This window comes from Kineococcus auxinigenes (genome assembly GCF_050871525.1).
In the GTDB taxonomy this organism is placed as follows: Bacteria; Actinomycetota; Actinomycetes; order Actinomycetales; family Kineococcaceae; genus Kineococcus.
In genome coordinates, this window is the sequence record NZ_JBKBCT010000006.1 from 20544 (window position 1) to 39668 (window position 19125).

The window sequence follows — 19125 nt, forward strand, 5'->3', positions numbered from 1 at the left end:
GATGTCGACCAATACGGCGGCATCTCGATCGTCGTTACGCCGGTAGGGCGACACGCCCATCGCTCGGCTCTTGAGCCTGCCTAGTAGCACATCGGCATTGCGATCAGTTGTTCCTTCATCGAGGGTTACGTCGATGACCTCGCGGTTACTTGGCAGGCCAAAAGAACTAGTTGCTGCCTTTTAACCGCCCAATCACAAGGTCGACGACGGTGGGTCTCGGCGGGGCGGCCAGGGTGAGTGGCCGTTGTGCCGCAGTGGATTTCGTCCAGGCGTGTCTGGTGCTGCTCGGGACGTTGGCTGCACCTTTGGCTGCACGGTGCGGCTTGGCCGGCTGGGGCCCACGTAAGCGCTCGGGTGGCCTGCCGGAGCTCGGCGGCTTGGGCTGCGCAGCTGAGGCCGTGAGCCGACGTCGAGATGCAGCCACCTCGCGAAGCGACGAGGAGGCGGACACGGCCATGCTCCCAGACCACCCCCACCTCCAGGCCTGCTCCGGCGAGCGGGTCGGGCCGCGCCACGAGTGCTGCCACAGGGCTCCGGGCCTGGGCGGGACGGAGGCCTCCTACCGCGGCCGCGCTACGAGGTTGGGGCCGCGTCCGGCGTAGTCAGAGCTGACCAGACCAGCACCAGGACGCGTTCGAAAACGACTCAGCGTGACGACAGACAGTCGGCTGACCGTGGATCTTTGACCTTCCGGTGGCCTATCAGCGCGTCGCCAAGATGCGTCCGCTGACTTCCCTAGGAAGTGAACTAGGGAAAAGAAGGTGCCATGTCCCCGCGCCCCACCTCGCTCCTGGCTACCGGAGCCCTGGTCTTCACCATGCTCGGCGTCGCTCCTGTCGCCGCCTACGCAGCCCCGCCAACGTCCGCGGTGGCGCTATGCGGTGGCCAGGTGCCGACCGAGACGGTGAAGTTTGACCCGTCCCAGGTCGTCTATGGCATGCCTGCTCGTTACGTCATCCTCATTGTGGCGGGCAAGCACCAGGTCAGGGGCGGCGGTGGCAACGACGTCATCTGCGCCCCGGCCGAGGGCGGCAGCGTCCTCGACGGTGGTGACGGCGACGACGTCCTCATTGGAGGTCCTGGCGCTCAGCAGCTCAGCGGCGGCGCGGGCAACGACACCCTCATCGGCGGCACCGGAGCCGATCAGCTCACCGGCGGCGCCGGGACCGACACCGTCGACTACAGCGACCGCACCACCTCGGTGATCGCCGACCTCGACGGCTCCGCCAACGACGGCGCGCCTGGTGAGGGTGACCGCATCAGCACCGACGTGGAGAACCTGACCGGCGGCGCGGGCAACGACACCCTCACCGGCAACGACGCCCCGAACAAGATCATCGGTGGCGCCGGTGACGACGACGTCTCCGGCGGCGCGGCTGACGACGACATCAGCGGTGGTGCCGGCAACGACAAGCTGGTCGGCGACGCCCGACGTGACCGCATCTCCGGTGACGCCGGCACTAACCTGTGCGACAGCGACTTCACCGACGAGCCCGCCGCCTACTGCATCTATGACTCGACCGCCCCGGTGGTCAGCGGTGTTGAGATGACGAGTCCGGTCGTCGACATCACCTCTGGCCAGTCTGTGCGGCTGCGCATGAAGGTGACCGATGACCTCAGCGGTGTCGACACCGTCTTCGCAACCATCGCTGGACCGAACGGGATGCAGGTGAGCCCCTCCCTGCACCGCAATGCCCGCGCCGCCACGACCAGCCGCAATGCTCGGGACGTCGTTATCGAGGCGACGGTGCCGCTGCCCGCGACCGCTGCGTCCGGCGCCTGGAGCATCAATGAGGTGCGGGTCGTCGACCGGGCATGGAACCGTGCCAGCTACACCAAGCAGACTGCGGCTCCCAGGCCCGGCGACGCCGTGCGCACCTATCCTGCAGCGCCGGCCACCTTCGAGGTTCGCGGCGCCGAAGTCGACAAGATCGCACCCGTCCTGAGCAACATCAAGGTGCTCACCCCTGTCGTCGATGCCTCCAAGCTGGGTGCCTCGGTCATCGTCGAGTTCAACGCCCGGGATGAGGGCAGCGGCTTGGACTACATCCGGGCCGATGCACAGACCTACGACCCGGCGAGGCGCATCTACGTCACCAAGACCGGCGGGTCACTCAACATCGAGCGGCTCGACGGGACCAACGTGACAGGCTTGGCCAACGGCCGGTACCGGGCCACATTCGTCCTTCCGCCCACCATGACGGCTGGGACTTCGGCGCTCGAATTCCGCGCCGTCGACCGACAGCGCGACTTGCGGTACTTCACGGCACCGTTCACGGTGTCCGCGGGCGCGGCGGACGTCACCGCACCCGTACTGCTCTCCTCGACCACGATGACTCCTCTCATCGACAAGTCGAAGAGCCTCAAGGCCGAGTTCCGCCTGACGCTCCAGGAGGAGGCGTCGGAGGCACGTGTCGTCGTCGCCGACATCGTCGGACCCAACGGGCAGTCGCGCTCAGTGCATGCAACTGCCGTCGGCCCCGCCACTGGCATCAGCACGTGGAGAGTCGCCTTCGACCTGCCCGCAGAGGCCGCCGCAGGCGTCTGGCGCGTCAACGCCGTCCGCGCCCGCGATCTAGCCGGCAACACCATGGCCGCAACCGCAGAGGTTCGCTCGATCGTCGGCGGCCAGTCCGTCACCACCCCGCTTGAGGCTCTGCGCGGAGCGACACTGACCGTCCTGTGATCCACCAATAGACAGCAGGAGGCCCCGGGACCGGCGCGCCAGCGCCGCAGCCCGGGGCCTCCTGCTGTCTGGCTCGCGGAGCGGGCCCTTGACGGAGGATGGAAACTTTTCACCCGTGCCACCAAGCTACGGCTCCCCGCTAGTTGATAGCTTTCATCGTGACGGATTGGGAGGCGCGCGACGGTGCACCTCCCCGGCTACCAGCCCGACGGAGGCGTCGTGAATGAGCTAACCCTCGGAACGCTGGACGAGTCATACGCAGATGTCATCGACCCGGAAGAAGTTGATTTCCAAGACATCGAGCGACCTTGGAACCCCGATGACATCCGCGTAACAACCCGAAGCTTCTCGTTGCGAAACATGCTGGACGCAATCGAGGAAGAGGGCTTGGATCTCGCTCCTGACTTTCAGAGACTGCGCGTATGGAAGGCAGTGCAGAAGGCCCAGTTGATCGAGTCAATCCTCCTGCAAATTCCTCTCCCTGCCTTCTATTTCGCCGAGGATCAGGACGGAACTCTTAGAGTCGTTGACGGCGTTCAGAGGCTTAGTACGATTTACGACTATTGTCGAGGCGGATCTGACGGTCGCGGCGGCTTCGCCCTAAGCGGCTTGGAGTATGTTGGCGATGTCACCGGCATGAGATTCAAGGACCTCCCGGCACTTTGGCAAAGACGTATTCACAATACGCAAATCATTGCCCATGTGATCGATCCGACCACGCCAACACCTGTGATGTACGACATTTTCCGCAGAATCAATACGGGCGGAACGCCACTGAACGGTCAAGAGATCCGCCATTGCATAAGCCGGGAGCGCAGTCGCACCTTCCTGAAGCGCCTAGCGGAAACAGAAGATTTCACATTGGCAACCGGGGGACTCCTGCGTAACCAGCGACGCATGATTGACCGAGAGGTTGCCCTCCGCTTCGTTGCCTTTTGGCTTCAAGGTCCAGAGAGATTCAATACCACCATGGATGAATTCCTTTGGACGGCTACTGAGGCTCTAGATGATCCTCGCCGAGTTTCAGATGCCGAGCTCCTTGATATTGAGGCGCGATTCCTTAAAGGGCTGCGCTCGGCTGTTGACATTTTTGGCCCCCACGCGTATCGCAAGTGGCCAGAGGGAGATGAGCGGCTCTTGCCTTTCAATCGCGCTTTATTCGATAGTTGGACTGTTGAGCTTGCGCGAATTGACCAAAGTCTTGACTCCAGTACTCAGTCCACCATCAGAACCGAGGCGCGAGCAATGATGCGTGACGATGATGAGTACCTAGCTTCTATCACCGCTTCCACCGGGGACCGACGACGCGTCGAGACACGATTCCTAACTGCCCGCTCCATCATTTCGCGAGCCCTCTCATGATCGAGAATCTTTCAGTTGAGAATTTTAAGGCCTTCCGAAGCGCATCGCTCGACTTCAGACCGCTGACGACACTGACCGGTTTGAATAGCGCTGGCAAGAGCACGGTGCTGCAGGCACTACTTTTGGCTCAGCAGGCTTGCGAGGGCGACGGTGACATCTCACTGAACAATCGAGACGGCTTAGCGTTGGGCGAAGCGCTGGACGTACTCTATGCCGAGGCCGAGACGTCAAGCATCACCATTTCCGTTACGGTAGATGGTGCAACAAACGATCTTGTTTTCGATGTTCCTGACGCGCGCACCATCGGACTCGAACTCCGGCCTGTTACGGCGATCACAATGTGCAGAATAGTGCACACTTATTTGTCCGCGGAGCGCCTTGGTCCACGAGACCTCCTTGAAGTCTCGGCTGAGACGAGGGGACGACTAACCGTAGGCCACCAAGGGCAATTTACGGCTCACGTATTGGCCGAGTACGGTCGCGAACAGGTACAAGGGACACTCATTCACCCCGGATCGGAACACTCTGGCACGACTGTTAGTCGTCAGGTGGAATCATGGATGAGCAGCATCCTCGGTGACCTGCAGATTCAGTCTACGTGGCTACCTTCGACCAGTGCGGCCATGCTGCGGTTTAAGGGGCGTGACGTCCTTACCGAGTGGCTGAGGCCAGCGAACGTAGGATTCGGCCTGACCTTTGCCTTGCCGATCATTTTGGCAATATTGACGGCCAGAACAGGCGATACGGTTCTTGTGGAGAATCCCGAGGCACACTTACACCCACGAGCACAATCAGCCATGGGACGCTTCCTTGGGCGTGCAGCTGGCGGCGGAATTCAGATTGTAGTCGAAACGCATAGCGATCACGTCATCAATGGAATGCGGCTTGCCGTCGCTGAGGACCGAACTTTGCAGGCGAGTGATCTAGGCATCTACTACTTCGGCGGCGCCGGAGACGTCATCACCATCGAAGCCACGGCTAGTGGCGGCCTCAGCGAGTGGCCTGCAGGCTTCTTTGACCAGGCCGAGCATGACCTCGCCAAACTATCCCGTATCCGAAGGGCGCCACTCGGGTGAGGTACATAGTCGACGAGGCAGCCTTGGAGTTCCGCTATGTGGAACCTGACAGATTGAACGACACACTAGACGAACTCGCGGTGCTTACTAGCAACCTTCGGTCGCAGGGTGCAAAGCTGGAAATTGTTAGCGGCTGGGGCAACTTGCCCTGCCGCTATGGCGAAGACGTAGCGACCACCCTTTGCACGAGCACGCTCGCTGACCGAGACACGCGCAATTTGTTGCTGGGGCTACTGGGCAAGTGCACCTATTGGGACGAGGATGCCTCTGTTGCGGTAGCCGACTATATCGCAGTGAATGGCCAGGACTATCCTTGGCTGGGCGCGGCGTTCGCGGCCACGCTAGTCAGAGAGGGGCAGGCAGTGCCCTTAGTTACCACTTCCCTTGCGGAGTTCACCGGGGCGGTCCTAGCGGAATTTCAAGGCCAAGAACTTGATCTGTATTTCGTTGCATGTGCCGAACATTTGCAGCAGGCTGCACGATGGCGATTCTCAGTTGAGAACATTCAAGAAGGTGGCTTCTTTGAGGCGTGCAAAGATGCGTTCCCGCGCCTCCTCCTCGCCTCAGGGCTGTCATTTAGTGGGTTCGACGGGACATATGCCACTCTTCGTGACGAAGTGCTACGGCACTTGGCCGCCCTCAATGATCGATTCCTCGAAGCTTACGTAGCGGAGCGCGGCAACTCAAGTGCCGTATCCAGCAGGATTGGCATCTCTGTAAGTATCGAAGGCAACACCCGAAACTCTGAGCGATTGATGCGGCAACGCGACGTCACTTATGATGGCCGCATCCACCGATGCGAGTGGCACTCAAAGATTGAGCCGCACCGAAATAGGATTCATTTTTGTGTTGGCGACGAATCGATCGATGGCCGCATCCTCATTGGCATTTTTACTGACCACTTGGACACCTAATGCCTCACGGCTGTCCGCCGAGCGTCGCCAGGCAACGTCTATAGATGTCAACAGTCGCCGCGCTAACGTTTACAACCACCGCGCAAGAGGGGCGGCGTAATTGCATATGAGCACCGGATTTGTCTATATCTTGCTCAACCCATCTCTGCCAGGGATGGTCAAAATCGGATTGACAACTGGCGACTCCGAAGCGCGCGCGCGAAAGTTGTCGAGCAGCACTTCGGTACCTACTGAGTTCGTCGTTGTCTATGACGAGTTGGTATCGGATTGTCGAGCGGTTGAGCAAAGTTTGCACTCACGGTTCGCGGACTATCGCGTCAACATGAAGCGCGAGTTCTTCCGCGTACCGATTAAGGAGGCGATCAAGGCACTTCAGTGGGAGGCGCGAGAGCACTCTGTTGACGGAGCTTCGGAGCGGCGGTTCGATATGACGGCCTCACTGAAGGCCAGGTGGGGTCAGCTTATAGACCCGACCATCTTTCGAGTCGAGTTTGTGCAGTTGGTCGACGTCTGCTTTTTGGAATTGTCTAAACGGCCCTCCGGGCGGTACCGAGACGGGATAGTTCAGCAGACGGACCTCGCGGTGCTCGCAGAGCTTGCTGGGCCGGAAGATCTCGCGCTGGATCCGTTCGCAGATCACACGTTCTCTCCGCGGAAGACCTTGGAGGAGAATGTGGCGACCTTTCTCGGCCTAGACGAACTATCATTGTGGATGACGACCGACTTATTTGACCGCACACTGGCGCCCACCCGCGAGGTGTTGCACGAGTACGACACGCAGCCGTGGCCCGAAGAATGAAGCTGTCAACAGTTCGGTCGCACGACGCTCGTTCAACATTTGTTGCACAGAGACAAGGACATGGCGTCAAGGGGACGCCATGTTTACGTTTGCGTCTAGGCTGAGATCATGACTGAGGGGTCACCTCTCGAGCAGATGCGCTAGCAGGTATTCGGAGAGCGCCCTCTCTACGAGAACCCGTGGGTACATCTGGTGAAGGTTGACGTTCGGCCCCCTAATGGCGCCCGCTTCGAACACCACGTTGTCAGGCTTCAGCGGGTCGCCATCGCGGCAGTGGTCGACTTGGAGGACCGGGTGCTGATGATGTGGCGGCATCCTTTCGTCAGCGACGAGTGGGACTAGGAACTGCCGGGCGGGATCGTCGACGCTGGCGAGGACGGCGTGCAGGCCGCCGCTCGTGAGGTCTTGGAGGAGACTGGCTGGCGCCCCGGTCCTATGGAGCACCTGCTGACCTTCCAACCGATGATTGGCATGGTCGACAGCCCTCATGAGCTATACGTCGCCCAAGGCGCAGAGCACGTCGGCGACCCCACCGACACGGAGGAGGCCGCCCGGATCGAGTGGATTCCTAGATCATCGGTGCTCGACCTCATCAACAAGGGTGAAGTCCTCGGCTCAGGTTCGCTCGTCGCCTTGCTCCACCTGCTGGCCTCGCGCAAGGCCAGCTGACTCAGGTGGCCAACTCCCGCAGCCGCCGGCGCTGCCGCACGGAGCCGGTCTGTGCCACCAGCTGCCGAGCAGCGTCGATATGGACCTGGGCCTGGCCGCGCTCCCCACTGACCGTCAGAGCCTTCGCCAAGTCGATGAGCAGGGACCCACGGGCACGGGTGAACTGGGCATCGTGCTGGGCCAGTGCCCCGCTAAGATGGTCGATCGCCTCCCGGTCGCCCAGCCGCGCCAGCGAGTGCCCGCGCCACCTGGCGAGGTGGCAGTCGTCGAGCGACAGGTACGGCAGCTCCGGGTCATGGTTGTGCGAGGGCAGCAGCCGCGCTGCGGTGTCCAGCGCCCGGCGGAATGCCATTTCGTCGTCGGCAGCGGCAAGAAGCTCGGCCTCAGCGGCCCACAGCCAGCTCACCATCCGGGCTGGAAGGGCCCGGGCACCCTCGTCGCGCGCCTCCTGCAGCAGGGCCACGCCATCCGCCGGCCGCTGCACGTCCAGCAGCGCGTACGCCTGCTCCTCCTTGGCGTGCGTGAGCAGGGCCGCATCACCGGCCTCTCGCGCGGCTGCCTTCGCCACCTCAAAGTGCCCCCACGCCTGCGCGGTCGCACCGACGTCGAGCGCCTGCCAGCCCGCGAGGGTGGCGGCGTCCGCGAGCACCGCGGCGATCGGCCGCCGGGTCGAGTCGAGCACCGCGTGCGTCACGAGGCCCTGCAGCGTCGCGATGTGTGCCCGCATCTGCTCCAGCAACGCCGGCGCACCGAGCCTGCGATCCAAGAGTCGCACCGTGTCTGTCTGCTGACGGACAAGCGTCACGAGCGCCGCGTCGACGGTCGTCGACTGCGCCAGCCGTGCCGCCAGCTCGTCAGTGGGGCCCTCCACCCCCACGCGGCTGAAGGACTGCTCGACGAGGCCAAGCTCCTCCTCAGTAAGGCCGAAGACCTCGCGCAGCAGCCGGCGGTACACCTCGTCCGGCACCACGTGCCCGTTCTCCCAGCAGGCGAGGGACGTCCGCAGGCTCGTCGGTGCTATAGCCGGCACGCCGCACTCGCGGCCCCTGCGGTCGATCTCGTGCATGAGCCGCGTCTGGGACCACCCGGAGCCGTCCGAGCCTTCTTGAGCCTGCTCTCCATCGAGTGCCCGCCCTCTCGCGTCGTCTCGCGGCACCGCTTTCAGCATGGCGGACGGGGCACCGACGCATCCAAATCTTAGCTCACGTAGTGCTAACCCCTGCCACGTAGGGCCACGCCAGACGATTGGCGTCTCCTGAGGTCACAAGCAGCCGGACGAGCTGCCGCGAGACATCGGGAGTGATCGTGCGGATCAAGATGGAGACGACCAGCGCGCGCTTCATGGTGACCCGCCCGGTGAGGCCAAGGTTGACCGGGAGACGGGCCGGCAGTAGGTGATCCGCTCGACGGGTGCACTGCTATGGCAGGTGCAGGCGATGGCGTTCGACAAGCGCTAGCGGGGAGACGCGACGATGGCCATCAGCTTGGAGCCGAAGATCGCCGTAGTGAATCAAAGCGGCTCGGCCATCGGCTGTGGGCGGCGGTCGTAGCGCCGTAAGGCGCACGGTGGTTACGTTTCACCGGCCTGGTCAACTGCGGTGCAAATCCAGGCTGGCGACTCCACCCGCCTGCACGGGAGCGTCGCCGGGGAGCGGGCGGCCTCCCTTGTCACTGTTGGAGGAAGAGGTCCCGCGCCTCCGCGAGGTGCTCGCGATCCCCGTCGTCCGTGCGGCGGTGCCGCGCGGACACGGTCGTGGCGATCGGAGCGCCGACGCAGGAGGCGACCGCCTCCCACCTGCCCTTGCGGTGGATGCCGTAAACCCCTCGCATCAGGAGGCCACGCTCGACCGGAGCCCGCAGCTCGCGCACCTCAACGGGCAGTGCGAGCAGGGTGTCGACGTCTGCTCGGTCCGGCGTCCCGATCACGAGGACGGCCCGGACGTCGGCGTCGGTATCCGGCCGCTTGCAGTGGCACATCGGCCATCGACCCTGAGCGGGCCGTCAGTCGACCGCGACGCCGTGGAACTTCGCGGCTTCTGCCAGACCCCCCGGGAAGAGATTCGTCACGGCGTCCGAGACCCAGCCCAGGCCCTCTCGACGCAGCACCAGCACGGCGGCGGCGCTGCTCGTAATTCGTTCGTCGACACGCCGCTCGACGGGCGCACCCGACGCCCGACTCGCGACCAGCAACCGCAACCCCTGCACTCGTTCCAAGCTCCCGCCGTCCGAGGAGAGGAGCACGACGACGGCATCGACGTCAGACGGCATCGAGGACAGCTCCAACCGCAACGTCTTGGACGCGCGCCCGGGTTCCTCGGCGGGTGCGTCGATCAACTGGACGGAACTGTCCGCACTGCTCCTCTGGTTGTAGAAGACGAAGTCCGCGTTGCTCCTGACCTGACGCCGGTCATCGACCAGGACGGCGATCAGGTCGACCGCTGCCGGCGTACCCGACCACGTGGCCTCGACGGTGACGATGCCGTGGAGCACCCGGACGCTCTGCTCGTTAGAACGTTGCCCACGGCGTTCGTCTCGGATCTCCGACAACGATTGGACCGCGATGCGCCGCTGGTCGCGGACGATCTCGTCGAGCTCCACGTCGTCGACCCACTCGAGGTCGATGAATGCCGTCATCCGCAGGAAGCGCTTGGCCACATCGATGATGACGTCCGTGGTCGCGATGTCACGGGAGAGGGACGAAGCCTCCACCCGCACGATCGAGCGGACGAGCTTCGCGTTCGCCGCCAGGGTCCTCCGCGCGAAGATCTGATCGAAGGCTCCCTCCCCGAGCACGGGGAGCAGGTGGTACGGGTCCGGCTTCCTCGGCTCGTGCAACAGGTGGGCACGCCACCACAGGCGGGCCAACGCGTGACGGGTCAGGTCGTCCCCTCTGTACCGGTCCACGGCGCCGCCGGTCTTGCCCGTCCGCAGGCGCTCTCCCCGCGGTGGTGGGAAGCGCCAGACGCAGAGGTGCGGAACGAGGACCATCGCGAGGAAGGCCCACACGGAGCGTTGCGAAGCCTCTCCTGGCGCCATGTCGCAGCCGCTGTGCAGCAAACGCGCGACCCCGCGGTCGAAATCGTTGAGCTGCAGCGTGCTTGGGCGGTCCGGGTACCCGTTCTCCTTGGCGACCTGCTCGAGACGCTGGCGGAGGTACGCCAGCTCCTCGCGACGCACCCGCACGCCACCGGATGCGGCGTAGTAGGCGCGCTCGGACTGAGCGGGTGCCTTCTCGAGTTCATCGAGGTCGGCGGTCAACATGAAGTCGAACCGCCGCTTCGACTCGTCGGGCAGGAGCCTGGGGTAGAGCTTGCTCATCGACGGCTCCTCGGGAAGCGCAGTCCGCTCTGCACGAGAGCACGGAAGCGCGACGGGTCGGTCCTCCGCTCGGTCCGAAGGCGCGCTGCAGCCTGCTCGACCTCCTCACCGGGCAGGGCCAGGAAGGAGCGGATCAGGTTGCACACGAGGACGGCGGTCGAGGTGTCCACGTCGAACTCCGCCACGAGCGGCTGGGTGTCGAACTCCTCGTCGTCGAGAGCGCGGCCCACAAGGTCCGACACCACGTCGATCATGAGCGCGTCCCACAACATGCCTGCGGCGGCCGGGTCCCCGCTCTGGCGCACCGCATCGGCGACGGACTCGTTCTCCAGGTTGAGCAGCACGAGGAGGGACCCCATCGCGGGCGCCTCCCAGCTGCCGGCGTCCAGGCTGAGGTACCAGGCGGCGTCCGCCGGCAGTCCCTGCTCCGAGAAGTGCACGGGGGCGATCGGCAGGAGGCCACCGTCGCCCTCGAGCTCGACGCGCTTGCGGTCCCGCCACAGGATGCTGCCGACGCGGTGGGCGACGAAGGGCGCCGGCTGTCGAGCCGACCGCAGGAGGAGGGTCGTCTCGAGCTCCACGACGCCGGCGAGCTCGGAGCCCGGGATGACGAACGTCGCCTCCGCGCTCGCCCAGCCGGTCATCTCGTCCGGCTCAAGGTGCACGACGGCGCCGGAGTGCCTCGTGCGTGAGCCGCCGCCGCTGTAGCGATGGTGGACGGCCAGCCGATCGGTCGGGTCGAAGCCACAGTCGGCCAGGGTTCGACGGACGTCGACCCGGACGACGCGCGAGACCTCGATGGACGTGTCGTAGTCCCAGCCTGGGAGCTCGTCACCCAAGGGGCCGTCGGTGGTTCGCCACTCCTCGGCGATCACCGCGTCGGAGGCGGTGATGTAGGGCAGGGATCGCACGTCTCAGCCCTTCACCAGCGCGACGTCGATGTCGATGACCGCCTCCTGGACCGGACGCACGAGCAGGTCGAAGTCGCCTTCCTCGCAGTCGACCTCGCGCCCTCCGACCACCGTGCCGTCAGTTGTCCGCCAGCCGACCACCTCCGGCATCTCAGCCTCGGCCGGGGCGGAGGACTCCACCTCACCGTCGCCGACGATCACCGAGACGCGACCGGCGATGCGCGCCGCCTGGTGTGCGCGCACGCGCTGGACCAGCAGCCACTCGCCGTCCACCCGCTCGAACGCCGGCGCGCCGAGCAGTTGAGGTCGACGCGCCCCCTTCGAGCCGTGTCCCGCGCCGGACCGCCCCGTCCCCGAGGCGGCAGTCGACTTCGCGGTGCCGCCGGCGGATCCGGTGTCGGGCGCCCCGGTCCCCACTCCCGCCAGCAGGAAGCCCAGCCGGTGAGAGACCGTGCCCACCGGCGCGTCCTCGACGGGCTTCGGCGGTGTGACGGCGGGACCGGCGATCTCCTTGCAGCGCTCGTTCAGCCTCCGGTGCGCGACTCGCACGAAGGTGGCGTCCGAACCCGTCAGCTGCGAGTCGACCCACAGGTCGTGAGTGGGGGGCTCGGAGCGGGCGAAGGTCGCATCCAGCGAGTCGTCCACCTTGAAGACGCCGACGTAGCCCGCCGCCTCGTGGCCCTTGATGGGTCCCTCCAGGTACCGGATGACGAGATCGGGCTGGCGCATGAGCGCGATGTGCCGCGGAGCCTTGTCACGGCTGAGCCCCAGCTCCTCACCCGCCGAGCTCTTGAAGTGGGCACCGAAGGTGGTGGCCGACGCGAAAGCCCCCAACGTCCGCTTGGGGCGGCCGCACAGGACCTCCTCACGACGGTCCGGGTCCACGGCGTCGCGGTAGGCCTGGGCGAAGCTCGCCAGGACGGCGTCACTGGTCGCGTCGGGGACGTGGACCGGGTCCCCCTCCACGGACACCGAGATGTCCATGCGATCGGTGCGGTGAGGCAGGGTCAGGGGCCACAGGTTCCACGCCGCGGCCTCCGCGAGGTAGGTGCCCGCCTCCGACATCGACAGGTCCTCGGTCTCGTCCTCGGGCAGGAGGGGGTTGCTGAGGTCCGGATCGATGACGACGATGGTCGTCCCGGTCTCCTCGGCGGCGAAGAGGGGGAGCCCCAACTGCCGCGCGGTGGTGTCGGCGGCCGCGTCGAGCAGCGGATCGCAGTGCGCCTCGCGTTCCTCGCCCCACCAGTGACGACCTGTGAAGGGGCGCTTCTCCTCGTTGTTGAAGGACTCGAGCAGGGCGGAACCGATGAGGCGGGTGCGGTGGACGCCCTCCTCCCGGAAGCGGGTGTAGATCAGGATGGCGGCGGCTCGGCTGGCCAGGAAGAAGGCACCCTTCCCGTACCCGTAGGTGCCTCCGCCGCCCTTCGAGTCCTGCTTCTCACCGCTGTTGAGGACGAACGAGAGCCAACCCCGCTCCCCCATCGCCCCGTACTCGTCGGACCGGGTCGGCCCTCCGAGCCCGGTCGTCCCCCGGTCGGAGACGGCCAGGTACCGGACGGTGCTCGGCCTCAACACCTCGGCCAGCCCTCTCAACGGGCCGGTGTCGCGGGGAGCCTTGGGCAGCAGGAGGCTCCGCCAGCTGCCCAGGTGACCCGGCCCCACCGTCCGCAGGTCGAGGGAGAAGCGGACCATATCCTCGGCGCGGGCGTCCCAGCTGTTCTGAGCCGCCTCGCGGACGAGCACGGTCAGGTGGGACAGGCTCGGACGGCCCAGCTGGTTGCGCAGGCCCTCGGCGGTGATGCCGCCGTCGGGACGGAAGGGTTGGGAGAACCAGCTCGCGTTCACGACGCCTCCACCATGCGGGCCGTCTGCTCCAACCCGTCGCCCGAGGCGGGGGCCACGGTGTCCAGGTCGACGACGTACTCCACCGAGCCCACACCGGGTGGCACGACCGCGCCGATCAACCCCTGTGGCGTGAGGCGCGGGAAGTCGTCGCCGACCTCGTACCAACGCTCTTCAAGGACCTCGAAGCCGTGCTCGGTGAGCAGCGGGTCGTCCAGGGCCGGCAGTCCCAACTGGTCCAGCCGGCGTCGCAGCTGCCCGGCGTCGCCGACGCGCTCGCACCGTTCGATCAGTGCGGGCAGAGTGTCACCGGCCGTGGTCGGCACGCGGGTCAGGCGGAACCAGGCGAGCGCGAGCAGTCCACCGGCGGGCGACTCGAGCTGGTCGAGGCCGTGGATGCGGACCAACCGACCCTCCTTGGACAGGGTGGCTTTCACCTCCAGCGCGTGGTGGGTGGATCGGAAGTCCTGCGCCTCCCCCGCCGGGCCGGTCCAGAGGTCGACGGCGTCGCTCCTCGAGGCGAGCAGGCGCTCGAGGACTAGCAGCTCGGCGTACAGGCCGGCGAGGCGCTGAGGCGTCCACGCCTCGCGCTGACCGGCGAAAAGCTCACGCCAGGACCGCAGCTTCGCCACGACCGCGTCTCCAGGACGGGCGCTCTCCTGGTTCAATCCCAGGCACAGGTCGGCCGCGAGGCCCGTGAAGACGCCCGCGAGGTCACGGCGCAGGCAGTGCAGATCGGCGTAGCGCACCGAGACGTCGTCCACCACGAGCGTCCGCGTCGACAGGCGCACCCCGGCGCTGCGGTGGTCGGAGACCTCGGCTTCACCCTCCGGCAGGGGCACGAGGACGTGCCGGAACCGATCACCGTCCACACCGACGCGGACGGCTCCGCCCGCGGTGGAGGCGAACGCCAGATCGACCGACACCAGCCCAGTGCCGGACGGAACGCTCTCACCGAGGCGCCGCCACTCCTCGTCGAGGATGCGTCGCATGCGCGCCTCGACGGCGCTGGGCGCGCTCACGCGGCCTCCGTGTCGAGGTCCTCGGACAGGACATCGGTGGCCTGCGCCTCGTCCTCATCGGCCCCCGGAAACGCCCGCTGCAGGTCCGCCGCGACGAAGTCGTAGTCGACTTCGAGGTCGACTCCGACGCTGGGGCGCGGGAAGACGAGGGCGACTCCCCACGCCACGTCACCGGGTACGTTCAAGGCAGCGCGTCCCTCGATCGCCGACTGCGAGTCGGGATCGATCGGGTAGAGCAAGACCAATCCCGTCTCGGGTTGCTGCTTCACCCGCAGGGTCGCCAACTCGCTACGTCCCTTTTCAGTGGAGGGGACGAGGTCGACGGCCTCGTCACGGGGACCGGTCAACGTCTTGATGTCGGCGATCGGCGACTCGGGGAACTCGGCGGGTGAAGCTCCTGGGGGCGCTGGCGGCTGCAGCCGGGTACGGCGAACCATGCCCACGGTGCTCCCATCGGGCAGATCCATGGAGCGACTCGAACGAGAGGGGTCCGTACCCATCACGGCCACGTTCCAGCCCGTCAGCCCCCCTGCGCGCCGTCGCCCCTCGATGTACCTCGTCATCAAGTCGGCGTCGGCATCCAGCGACCGCTCGTGAAACCGGTACTCGCCGAGGAAAGAGGTGATCGTATCGGTGGGCAGTCCTCGCCACAGCAGCCGGCCCGTGTGCTCGGCCGCAGACTCTGCCGGGCTGAGAGACGCGGCGCGTTGCAACAACCTCGCGACTGCGGCGTTGTTCCGCTGGTGCCAGGCAGGGGCGTTCTCGTCCTTGCGACCGGGGAAGTACCGGCTTTCCACCAGCTGCCCGCCGTAGGCGGCGGCCGCTCGGACCGCCGCCTTCATCTTGGAAGGGGCGGTGACGCGCATCTTGGGATGGCAGCGGATGCGCACGGCGAGCTCCAGCGGCGTCTTGTGCTCGACGATGTACCGGTCGATCTCTCGGCGCATCTCCTCCTCTACCGTGGCGAGGTGGGTGAACCACTCCCGCATCTCGTTGGGCATCCAGATGCGCGGGAGGTCGGTGTAGCCGGGGCGGTAGCCGAACCAGCGCCCCATCTGGAGCAGCGTGTCGTAGACGTCTGAGGACCGGACGAAGACGCTGACGACCAGACCTTCCAACGTCAGACCTCGCGAGAGCGTGTTGCCCCCGACCGCGATGATCGTCGCCGGCCCGCTGTCGTAGTCGAGTCGGTGGGTGCTCCGGTAGTGGTCGAGGATGATCTTCGTGTCGTCGACCACCACCGGCAGCGCGGCTCGCACCTGCTCGTACAAAACCTCGCGCTCGCCCATGTCGGACGCGGGAACCCTGGCGGACTCCGCGGTCCAGAGGGCGTGCAGCTCGTCGCCCAACGCGGCATCACCGTTCCCGAGCGACGTCAGGACCTCGCTGCGCAGAGCGCGCAACGGCGCCGCGTAGGAGTCGTGAACCCGCGTGTCGCTGTGCGAGTGGACGAGCATCGATGAGTGCCGGGCCTCGCCGTCGCGGACGCGCCGGGTGGCTGTGGCCAACCAGAACCAGAGCGCCGCTCGGCGGAGGGAGGGGGTGATGCTCGGCGTGAAGCCGGGGACGTCCGCCTGCCTCGTCGGCCTCAGGTGCGGCAGCTCTTCGTCGGGCACCGAGCGGATCATGTCGAGGCCGCCCGGGGCGTCGGCCGGGTCCTCGCCGTCCAGCGGCGCTCGCCCGAACAGCTTCTCCGGGCCCTGGTACTCCTCGCTGCGCTCGAGGCTGAGGATGAAGTCGCGCGGGTAGAAGCCGTCCTTCTCGCCGGGATCGATGAGGAGGTTGGCGAAGGGTGTCGCAGTGTACCCGACGTAGCAGGACTTCGGCAGAGTCCGCAGGATGTCCGAGATCAACGGGTTGATGGTCTTGGTCGCGACCGTCGCCTGGTCGGCCTCGTCGTCGATGATGAGCGTCGGCACGTTGTCCAGGTGTTGCGACGCGGACTTGAGCCACCGCTTGAGCTTGCGGAGGACAGGAGCGTTCTTCTTCACGACCAGGAGGAGCATCTGGTCCTTGGCCGCGAGGAACGCGGCCGCGTTCGCCGGCGGGACGAAGTCGTGCTCGGGCTTGGTGATCTGGTGCCACATCGTCGGGTTGAGGTTCACCACGTCACGCACCAGCCGCGACTGCGTCTGCCGACGCAGTGAGTTGTGGACCCCGGACAGCACGATGAACATGCGGTACCCGCGGTCCGCCGCCTTGGCGATGACCGCCGTGAAGTTGGACGTCTTGCCCGACTGGACGTGGCCGACCACCAGACCCCTCGAGTCGAAGGTCGGAGTCGCCGGGTGGTCCAACATGGCGACGACCTTGTCCGAAGCCGCATCGATCTTCCGCATGGCCTCGTCGCCGAGACTCTTGCGGAGCCTGGACTCGAACGCCGGCCAGTTCTTGTCCCCGGCGCGGGGTCCGGTGTACCAGTGAGCGGCGTTCTCACGACCGATCGCGAGCGGCTCCCTCAACTCGACGATGCGCCGGGTCTCCTGCTCGTGCTTGTCGAGGAGCTGGTCGACGAGCTGGGCCGGGACCTGCAGCGTGCGAAGCATCTGCACCGCGGCGCGGGGCACCTGCCCTTGACACAGGTCCTGGAACGACGTCCACGCCGGCCCCAGCGTGGGGTCCTCGCCCGCCATGTCTCTCCCTCAACGCCAGGAACACTGAACACTCTGAGCCTACCCACAGTCACGCTGCGACGTATGCGTGACCGCACAACCTCTTGCCACCGCCAACGATGACCCCCGACAGGGGATACGATTCAACTCACGTAGGGGCGATCCGGGTACGCCGTGTTGAAAGCCTGGACCGCGGAGGCGTTGAGCCGCCCTCGCTGACTCACGAGCACACCGCGGAGGCGGCACCAGGAACGCACCTCGGCGGCGGTGGCCCGTCCCCAACGACCGCCGACGGGCGCTGGCGCCCCAGACGGGACCAGCGGACCGGCCGCAACCACCGGCGAGGCGGACCGGGAGACGCGGGACGCCGAGGTCACGACTCCGGGGAACCACTCCTGTGCGGAAACGCGCGTGACGTGGACGGCCGACCCCGCGGCCCACGCGCTCATCGAGCCCTGCCGGTCGACCCACAACTTCCCGCCCTGCGGCTTCACGAGCCTGACGCGGCGCACCACCTCGGCCGCGACGGCGCGACCCACCGCGTCCGTCAGCGTCCGACCGGACGCCACGTGCTCGATGACCCCGCTCGCGAGCATGCGGTAGCGCTCTCCCTGCAGGACCTCGATGCGGTCGCCCGGTCGGGGGCCGCAGGCGGTCGACGAGGTCGAGCTCGCCACGGCGGAGGCTGCCCGCACCTTCGCCGTCCTCGCCGTCCCGGAGGACGGGGCCGCCCCCTGGTCGGACACGAGCGTCGACCTCCGCCCGACAGGGCGTGGCGTCCCAGCGGGCGCTGAGACGTCCGCCATCCCGAGCGCCTCGGCCAGCCGATCCAGGGAGGCCGAGAGCGAGACGGCTCGCTGCTCGTCGGGGTCGTCGAACTGCTCGTAGCGAGCGCACTCGAACCGGACGTGAGCGATCAGGTCGAGCCACTCCTCACCGGGCGGCAGCAGCTCCTCGAGTGGTCCGGGCACGAGGAACTCGCCCAGGAGCACCGGCGCGCTTTGAGCGTCGGCACCGGCGCGCCACCCACTCCGCTGGTCCGTATCCGCGGCGGATGACCGTACTTCGAGACTCCCCGCGTTCGCTTCGACGTGCTGCAGCAGGCGTCGAGCGAAGCCCTCGACGGATGCGCGGGCAGACCGGCTGACACGATCGCCACCGGTCCGCGGCGCGGCCGCGCGCGCCGTTCGGCGCCGGTACCCCATGTCTGCTCTCCTCGCTGGTGGACCCTGCCACCGTGAGAACGGCTCGAAGCCGTCCTGCGTGGAGAGCCCGATCGAGTGATCCGGCGATCGCGGCGCACGATCGGGCCCTTCGACGACAGGCGAGGAGGTCGGCAGAAGCTTCCTCGCAGGTCGTGGACGACTGACGAACCGGTCGCTCGCTCGGAGGTGGACCGTCGCACGCGCCCGCCTGCTCCCCGTCGACCCGAGGCCGCTACCGCTCAGCTCGTAGGTAGGCGAGCGTGACGGACGACGTCCTCGACCGTCCGGGCGGCCGCCTCCGGGTCCTCGTGCTCCCAGAAGCGCAGCACGGTCCAGCCGGCCTCGCCGAGGAGCCGCGTCGTCTCCTCGTCGCGACGGCGGTTGGCGGTCACCTTCTCCGCCCAGAAGGAGGAGTTGGTCTTCGCCACCGTGTGGTGGACGGGACAGCCGTGCCAGAAGCACCCGTCCAGGAAGACGGCAATCTTGGCGCGGGGGAAGACGAGGTCAGCCGTCCGGCGCAGTGACTTCACCGGGCGGCGTGAGACGAAGTAGCGCAGTCCGCGGCCGTGGACGGCCCTGCGCAGAGCGAGCTCCGGTGAGGTGTCACGACCCTTGTTGCTCCGCATGCTGGCCGCTACGCCCGGTGACGAAGCCCAGGAGGCGGGACACATGGAGTCAGGCTACGTCGGATCCCAGGTCATGTCGTCGC

At 66.5% G+C, this 19125-nt stretch carries 15 protein-coding genes; 6 read left to right on the top strand and 9 right to left on the bottom strand.

Annotated elements, in window-relative coordinates:
- The first annotated feature begins 889 nt into the window (after nt 1-889).
- The 6 genes from ACRYR9_RS03860 to ACRYR9_RS03885 all read left to right on the top strand — a co-directional run bounded on the left by ACRYR9_RS03860 (nt 890) and on the right by ACRYR9_RS03885 (nt 7506).
- On the top strand, nt 890-2686 hold the full coding sequence (locus ACRYR9_RS03860) for a calcium-binding protein (protein ID WP_432492680.1): 1797 nt from the start codon (nt 890-892) through the stop codon (nt 2684-2686).
- A 219-nt stretch (nt 2687-2905) separates the two neighbouring features.
- The gene (locus ACRYR9_RS03865) at nt 2906-4048 is read left to right on the top strand and encodes a DUF262 domain-containing protein (protein WP_432492682.1); all 1143 of its coding nucleotides are present in this window, start codon (nt 2906-2908) and stop codon (nt 4046-4048) included.
- Entirely contained in the window at nt 4045-5124 is a 1080-nt protein-coding gene (locus ACRYR9_RS03870) for an AAA family ATPase (RefSeq protein ID WP_432492684.1), read from the top strand. The genes ACRYR9_RS03865 and ACRYR9_RS03870 overlap by 4 nt, the downstream gene beginning before the upstream one ends.
- 23 nt (nt 5125-5147) lie before the next feature.
- Complete coding sequence (locus ACRYR9_RS03875; RefSeq protein ID WP_432492686.1) at nt 5148-6038, top strand: hypothetical protein; 891 nt, start codon at nt 5148-5150, stop codon at nt 6036-6038.
- A 106-nt stretch (nt 6039-6144) separates the two neighbouring features.
- Nucleotides 6145-6837, top strand: coding sequence for a GIY-YIG nuclease family protein (locus tag ACRYR9_RS03880; protein WP_432492688.1), 693 nt, complete (start codon nt 6145-6147; stop codon nt 6835-6837).
- Nucleotides 6838-7194: 357 nt separating this feature from the next.
- Nucleotides 7195-7506: an NUDIX hydrolase gene (locus ACRYR9_RS03885; protein WP_432492786.1), complete on the top strand. Its 312-nt coding sequence runs from the start codon at nt 7195-7197 to the stop codon at nt 7504-7506.
- 1 nt (nt 7507) lies between these two features.
- On the opposite strand, the gene ACRYR9_RS03890 is transcribed toward ACRYR9_RS03885, so the two are convergent.
- From ACRYR9_RS03890 to ACRYR9_RS03930, 9 genes are all read right to left on the bottom strand, one after another.
- The gene (locus tag ACRYR9_RS03890) at nt 7508-8476 is read right to left on the bottom strand and encodes a hypothetical protein (protein ID WP_432492690.1); all 969 of its coding nucleotides are present in this window, start codon (nt 8474-8476) and stop codon (nt 7508-7510) included.
- A 698-nt stretch (nt 8477-9174) separates the two neighbouring features.
- The gene (locus ACRYR9_RS03895; RefSeq protein ID WP_432492692.1) at nt 9175-9483 is read right to left on the bottom strand and encodes a hypothetical protein; all 309 of its coding nucleotides are present in this window, start codon (nt 9481-9483) and stop codon (nt 9175-9177) included.
- 24 nt (nt 9484-9507) lie between these two features.
- Nucleotides 9508-10824, bottom strand: coding sequence for a DUF6339 family protein (locus ACRYR9_RS03900; RefSeq protein ID WP_432492694.1), 1317 nt, complete (start codon nt 10822-10824; stop codon nt 9508-9510).
- Nucleotides 10821-11735, bottom strand: coding sequence for a hypothetical protein (locus ACRYR9_RS03905; protein ID WP_432492696.1), 915 nt, complete (start codon nt 11733-11735; stop codon nt 10821-10823). The genes ACRYR9_RS03900 and ACRYR9_RS03905 overlap by 4 nt, the downstream gene beginning before the upstream one ends.
- A 3-nt stretch (nt 11736-11738) precedes the next feature.
- Nucleotides 11739-13580, bottom strand: coding sequence for a hypothetical protein (locus ACRYR9_RS03910; protein ID WP_432492698.1), 1842 nt, complete (start codon nt 13578-13580; stop codon nt 11739-11741).
- Nucleotides 13577-14599 carry a PD-(D/E)XK motif protein gene (locus tag ACRYR9_RS03915; RefSeq protein ID WP_432492700.1) on the bottom strand — a complete coding sequence of 341 codons (1023 nt, stop codon included), beginning with the start codon at nt 14597-14599 and terminating at the stop codon, nt 13577-13579. Before ACRYR9_RS03915 ends, ACRYR9_RS03910 begins: the two co-directional genes overlap by 4 nt.
- Entirely contained in the window at nt 14596-17232 is a 2637-nt protein-coding gene (locus ACRYR9_RS03920; protein WP_432492702.1) for a Z1 domain-containing protein, read from the bottom strand. Before ACRYR9_RS03920 ends, ACRYR9_RS03915 begins: the two co-directional genes overlap by 4 nt.
- 122 nt (nt 17233-17354) lie before the next feature.
- The gene (locus ACRYR9_RS03925) at nt 17355-18203 is read right to left on the bottom strand and encodes a hypothetical protein (protein WP_432492704.1); all 849 of its coding nucleotides are present in this window, start codon (nt 18201-18203) and stop codon (nt 17355-17357) included.
- 452 nt (nt 18204-18655) lie between these two features.
- Complete coding sequence (locus tag ACRYR9_RS03930) at nt 18656-19042, bottom strand: very short patch repair endonuclease (RefSeq protein WP_432492706.1); 387 nt, start codon at nt 19040-19042, stop codon at nt 18656-18658.
- Nucleotides 19043-19125: the final 83 nt, after the last annotated feature.

Bases quoted from the DNA above. Each gene is read 5' to 3' on its own strand.
- ACRYR9_RS03870 (WP_432492684.1), top strand. From the start codon at position 4,045: ATGATCGAGAATCTTTCAGTTGAGAATTTTAAGGCCTTCCGAAGCGCA.
- ACRYR9_RS03880 (WP_432492688.1), top strand. From the start codon at position 6,145: ATGAGCACCGGATTTGTCTATATCTTGCTCAACCCATCTCTGCCAGGG.
- ACRYR9_RS03895 (WP_432492692.1), bottom strand. From the start codon at position 9,483: ATGTGCCACTGCAAGCGGCCGGATACCGACGCCGACGTCCGGGCCGTC.
- ACRYR9_RS03900 (WP_432492694.1), bottom strand. From the start codon at position 10,824: ATGAGCAAGCTCTACCCCAGGCTCCTGCCCGACGAGTCGAAGCGGCGG.
- ACRYR9_RS03920 (WP_432492702.1), bottom strand. From the start codon at position 17,232: ATGGCGGGCGAGGACCCCACGCTGGGGCCGGCGTGGACGTCGTTCCAG.
- ACRYR9_RS03930 (WP_432492706.1), bottom strand. From the start codon at position 19,042: ATGCGGAGCAACAAGGGTCGTGACACCTCACCGGAGCTCGCTCTGCGC.